This window comes from Sutterella parvirubra YIT 11816, from assembly GCF_000250875.1.
GTDB classification, from domain to species: domain Bacteria; phylum Pseudomonadota; class Gammaproteobacteria; order Burkholderiales; family Burkholderiaceae_F; genus Sutterella; species Sutterella parvirubra.
In genome coordinates this window covers 1-5063 of sequence record NZ_JH604922.1, presented here as the reverse complement: position 1 = coordinate 5063, position 5063 = coordinate 1, and the positions used below count along the sequence as shown (strand labels likewise).

At 69.2% G+C, this 5063-nt stretch carries 6 protein-coding genes; all 6 read right to left on the bottom strand.

Translation table 11 applies throughout. The features are described from left to right. On the bottom strand, positions 1–839 hold an 839-nt coding region (locus tag HMPREF9440_RS03365), incomplete at its 3' end, for an MFS transporter (RefSeq protein ID WP_008541512.1). Positions 840–997: 158 nt separating this feature from the next. Beyond that, a complete protein-coding gene (gene panF / locus HMPREF9440_RS03360; RefSeq protein WP_008541511.1) occupies positions 998–2524 on the bottom strand; it encodes a sodium/pantothenate symporter in 1527 nt (508 codons plus the stop codon). Next, a complete protein-coding gene (locus tag HMPREF9440_RS03355) occupies positions 2521–2874 on the bottom strand; it encodes a YhdT family protein (protein ID WP_008541509.1) in 354 nt (117 codons plus the stop codon). The genes panF and HMPREF9440_RS03355 overlap by 4 nt, the downstream gene beginning before the upstream one ends. Before the next feature lie 41 nt (positions 2875–2915). Then, positions 2916–3995 (bottom strand): uracil-DNA glycosylase, encoded by a 1080-nt coding sequence (locus HMPREF9440_RS10440; RefSeq protein ID WP_008541508.1) that lies wholly within the window; start codon positions 3993–3995, stop codon positions 2916–2918. Then, the gene (rimI, locus tag HMPREF9440_RS03345; RefSeq protein ID WP_008541507.1) at positions 3992–4471 is read right to left on the bottom strand and encodes a ribosomal protein S18-alanine N-acetyltransferase; all 480 of its coding nucleotides are present in this window, start codon (positions 4469–4471) and stop codon (positions 3992–3994) included. The genes HMPREF9440_RS10440 and rimI overlap by 4 nt, the downstream gene beginning before the upstream one ends. Beyond that, a partial coding sequence (gene tsaB / locus HMPREF9440_RS03340) for a tRNA (adenosine(37)-N6)-threonylcarbamoyltransferase complex dimerization subunit type 1 TsaB (protein ID WP_040763416.1) occupies positions 4471–5063 on the bottom strand: 593 nt, incomplete at its 5' end. The genes rimI and tsaB, both read right to left, overlap by 1 nt.

Sequence of the window (5063 nt, the reverse complement as noted above, 5' to 3'; positions counted from 1 at the left end):
GAGTAGATTCGGTTAGATCTATCAGTACGGTAGCTCGATGCGGAGAAGACCAGATTCATCCCCACCATCACGAGCGGGATCCAGGCGTTCGCAATCCCGGCGTCCGCGGCGCGCAGAACGATGAAGGCGTTCGAGAACCGCGCCAAGGAAAAGAGCACGCCCAGCACCAGCACCGCCCGGAAGGCGGGCGTGAGGCGCTTCAGACCCTCACGCGTGATCGGAAGGGGCTTCCTCGGCCCCGAGACTTCCGGGGTCTTCGGATTCTCGACCCCCGCCAGGATGAGCATCAGGCAGAGCGCCCCGGGGATCAACGCCAGCCAGAAGATCGTCCGGAAGGCGTCTTCCGTGAGGGTGAAGAGGAGCGCTGCGGCGATGGCGGGGCCGACGAAGGCCCCGGCCGCATCGAGCGATTGGCGAAGCCCGTAGGAGGCGCCCAGGAGTTCCTTGGGCGAGACGTCCGCGATGATCGCGTCCCGAGGCGCGCCGCGCACCCCCTTCCCGATGCGGTCCGCGAAGCGCGCGAAGAAGACGGTCGTCACGGTGTCGGCGATCGCGAAGACGGGCTTCGAAAGCACCCCCAGAGCGTAGCCCGCGAAGACCAGCACCTTGTGCCGACCGAACCGGTCGGCGATGACGCCGGAGAAGACCTTGGCGGCCAGGGCGACCGCCTCGGCCGCACCTTCGATCAAGCCCACCCAGAAGACGTCGGCCGCCAACACCTGCACCATGAAAAGCGGCAGCACCGCGTGGATCATCTCGGACGAAACGTCCATCAGGAGGCTGACGAACCCGAGCACCCAGACGGTGCGGGGAATGCGGCGGAGAGGCGAGGCGGACATGATGCGGGGAATGCCTGGGGACGGGGGTCGGATCCGTGAAATTCTAGAGAACCGCCGTTCAAGCGCCGACAAAAGGTTTGACGCACGGCGAATCTGTCCGGAAAGGGTGGCGTTCGGTGGCGTTCAACGCCCTCCCGCAGCCCCCAGAAAGCCTGCCCTCACCTGCGCGGGAAGAACCTCGCCGCCTCGCCTTCCAAGGACTTCCGGTTCAAAACCCCGAACGCCGCAAAGACCAACGCCTCCACGACGAAGGCCGGCACCACCGGGTGCCAACCCCCGAGGTCGGGCTTTACGAGCAGCAGCGCCCCGTAGGTCAGAAGCCCCGAGACGATCGCCGCGACCGCCCCCGCGGCGCTCGCCCGCCGCCAGTAGAGGCCGCCTACGAAGGGAATGAGGAACGTCAACTCCAGCCCCCCGAAGGCGGCCAGGTTGATCCAGGCGACGATGCTCGGAGGATCGAGGGCGATCAGGAGCGCGGCCACGCCCAAAGCACCGGTGCCGAAGCGGGCGATCCGCTTCACCCGCACGTCCTCCACTTCGGGCCCCGTGAGCTTCAGAAGGTCGTGCACGACGGCGGACGCCGCCGCGATGAGAAGGGACGAGACGGTCGACATGGTCGCGGCGAGCGGACCGATCAGCGTCACCCCCGCGACGAAGGGGTTCATGTGCTGGGTGAGGACGTAGGGAATGAGGTGGTCCGTGGTGGGAAGCCCCTCGGGCCAGGCGGACACCACCCCGCGGGCCAGCACCCCGATGAAGGTCATCCCGATCATGAGCGCCCCGCAGACCAAGGTCCCCACACGGATCGCCTGATGGAGGTCCGCACTCGTGCGGTAGCTCATCGCGCGCACGATCGATTGGGGCAGCCCCGCCGTCCCGAAGCCCACGAGCACCCAAGCGGAGAGAAGGAGCGGCCAGGGCAAAAGCCCACCGGCATCGGGGGTCATGAAGCTCCCCGCCGCACCCGTCGCGCCCGAGGCGTTCAAAGTCGAAGCCGACGCGATCCCCGCGGTGAAGGCGTCCCAGCCCCCCGCAAGGCTCAAGAGCTCGCCGCCCAGAATCAGCATTCCGGCGACCATCAGCACCGCGCAGAGCGTGTCCGTGACCGCCACCGCCCGGAAGCCCCCGAAGGCCGTGTAGAGGACGGTCAAGCCTCCGAAGACCAGGAGCCCCGCGGCGTGCGGGAGACCGGTCGTGGTGGCGAGGACCGCGGCGCCGCCCACGAACTGCCCCGCGATCATGACGGTGAAGAAGAGCAGAAGCGCCAGCGCGGAGAGCACGGCCAAGGTCTTCGACGCGTAGCGCGCGCGGATGAGATCCACCACGGTGACGGCGTTGAATGCTCTCGAGAGGAGCGCGGTCTTTCGGCCCAAAAGACCCAGGAGGAAGAACCCGGCCAGCATCTGCGGCGCCGCGAAGACGACCCAGCCGAGCCCCAGCTGCCAGGCGACGCCCGGCCCCGAGACGAAGCTGCTCACGCTCCCGTAGGTGGCGGTCAGGGTCATCGCGAGCACGACGCCCGAGAGCGACCGGCTCCCGAGGAAGTATTCGAGGCCGAAGCCGCCGCGCTTCGCGGCGCGGTCTTCCATCGCCGCCGCCCGGCTTGCGCGCTCGGCGCGCAAGGTGAGGAGCATGAGCGCCACGAAGAAGACGGCGTTCGGAAGAACGAGAAGGAGGACGTTCACGGGCGGCCCTCCTTCGTCGGGGCTTCATTCCGGTCGTCGGGACGCGCTTGCGCCTCCGGCTTCCCCGGCACCTCGATCGGGGTCTTCGCGAAGACCCGGTACGTGAGCCACCACGAGGCGGCGGTGGTCAGCACCCACCCGCCCACGACGGAGGCCGCAAACCAAAGCGGAAGCCCGAAGACCGAGCCGCCGGTTTCAAGAAACAGAAAAAGCGTCCCCCAGAACCAGAGGAACGCGGCGACGGCCGCGGTCAACGTCGCCCGGGCCTCGCGGTGCGAGGCACGTAGCGCCTCGTCCCAAGCGTCGTTCCAGGCTTCATCCTGCATGCGTTTCTGGTCGGATCGGTCCATGTCTTCTTCTCCGGGTTCTTCGTGCGCTCGGCGCTCCGCCCTTACGCCTTCGCCCGGCGCGGACGGTCCGGGAAGGCCATCCCCGCCTCGCGGCAGGTGCGGCGAAGGAGCACGAGGTCTTCCCAGGCCTTCGCCTTGGCGTCGGGCGACCTGAGAAGGTACGACGGGTGGTAGCTCACCACGACGGGAACCTTCTTCCCGGCGACGGTCATCGCGTGCACCGCCCCGCGCATGCGGCCCAGGGGCGCGTCCCCCATCTCGGGGAGCATCGACTTGGCGGCGAAGCGCCCGATCACGAAGACGACGTCCGGGGCGAGGATCTCCAGCTGGCGGCGCAGGAACGCTTCGCAGGCCTGGAGTTCGTCGGGGAGCGGGTCGCGGTTTTGGAAGGGACGGCACTTGAGGGTGTTCAAAATGACGGCGTCCTCCCCGCGCACGACGCCGATGGCGTCGAGCATCGCGGTCAAAAGCTGACCGCTCTTCCCCACGAAGGGCTTCCCCTGGAGGTCCTCTTCGCTCCCCGGGGCTTCGCCCACGACGACCAGTTTGGGCCCCGGTTCGCCGTCCGAGAAGACGACGTGCTGGCGCGAGGCCGCCATCGGGCACGCGCGGCAGCCGTTCGCGAGTTCGCAGAGACGCTTCCAGTCCGCGGTCGGGATTTCCGCCGCGATCTCGGGGGCGAGCTTCGCGCCCGCGGGCTGAGCCGGTTGAGCGGACTGAGCGCCCTGCCCGGGCATCCCGGCGACGGGACGGGCGGTACGGCGCTGGAGATCCTCGGGCGGGCCCGGGCGCCGCGGGGGCGCCGTGCGGGCGAATTCGGGGCGCGGCCCCGCGCCGACGCCGCCCACGCCGACCGTACCGGCGGCGACCTGCGGAACGGGCGAGCCGCCGGGGGCCGTAGCCTGCACCGACCGCGCCGCCATGGCGTTCCGCACCGGCGGGACGCGCTCAAACCCGGGAACGTCGTCCGCGAAGGGGTCGGGGACGTTGCGGCGCACCCAAAGGGGGCCCAATCCCAACTGATCCCAATAGGGCTTCCAGCCCTTGGCTTCCTCGCCGAACGGTTCGGGGAAAGGTTCGGCAAAAGGCTCGGTGAGGGCTTCCTTCATGTCGTCCGTCATCGCGCGTCCTCCCCGCCGTTTTTGGTGATTTCCAGGCACATCAGCACGGCGTCTTCGCGCTGCCCGTCGACCAGGTAGTAGCCCTTCCGGAGCCCCACCCGCTCGAACCCCAGCTTTTCGTAGAGCCCGATCGCGGGGGCGTTCGAGGCGCGCACCTCCAAGTGCATGCGGACCATCCCGTCCGCCCGGGCGCAGTCGACTTCGTGGCGCATCAAGGCCGTCGCGAAGCCCTTTCGCTGCGCCGCCTTCGCGGTGCCGAGAATCAAAAGTTCGGTTTCGTCGACGACCGGCATCAGCACCGCCCAGGCGGCGATGCGGCCCTCATCCTCCAGCACCACCGCGCGGCGGTGGTGCGTCAGCGCATCCTCAAAGCCCGAGCACGACCAGGGCGTCACCTCGACTTCGTGCTCAAGCCGCGCGACCTCGTCGAGGTCGTCCGCGGTCATGGGGCGGATGGTGGGAGAGCCCGCCCGCATCAGAGGCGCTCCCCGGCGGCGCGTTCGGCCATCGTGAGCGCGACGCGGTTCCTGACGTAAAGCGGCGCCGCAAGCGACGGCTGCACGGTTTCGCCCGAGGCCGCCTCAAAAACCGCGATCTCCGCGATCGCGGCGGGTCGGCTCGCCGACTCGGCGACGATCCGAAGATCGGTGACGCCCTCAAACGCCTCCGGGTACGCCGCGGGGGCGCTCCCCAGAATCAGGGCGGCGCCCGCTTCGCGGGCGGCCGCGGCGACCGCCTCGGGCTTCATGAGTTCGGGCGCGGTGACGGTGACGAGGCGCTCACCCGCAGCGGCGACTTCGTAGACCGCCGCGTAGCACTCCGCCATGCGGGCGTCGTTCGCGACGAAGATGCGCGTCTTGGGGGCGAGACCTTCCTTCTTGGCGAACGCATGCGCGAGCGCTTCGGTGTTCGCGACCGGCGCGGTCATCTTGTCCAACGCCCACGCGAGCCCCTGGGCGACGCCGCACGCGACGCGAAGCCCCGTGAAGGCCCCCGGCCCCGCCCCGAACGCGACGAGGTCGACGTCCTTCTTCGAGACGCCGGCGTCCATGAGGACTTCGCCCACCA

Bases quoted from the DNA above. Each gene is read 5' to 3' on its own strand.
- rimI (WP_008541507.1), bottom strand. From the start codon at position 4,471: ATGCGGGCGGGCTCTCCCACCATCCGCCCCATGACCGCGGACGACCTC.
- HMPREF9440_RS03355 (WP_008541509.1), bottom strand. From the start codon at position 2,874: ATGGACCGATCCGACCAGAAACGCATGCAGGATGAAGCCTGGAACGAC.
- HMPREF9440_RS10440 (WP_008541508.1), bottom strand. From the start codon at position 3,995: ATGACGGACGACATGAAGGAAGCCCTCACCGAGCCTTTTGCCGAACCT.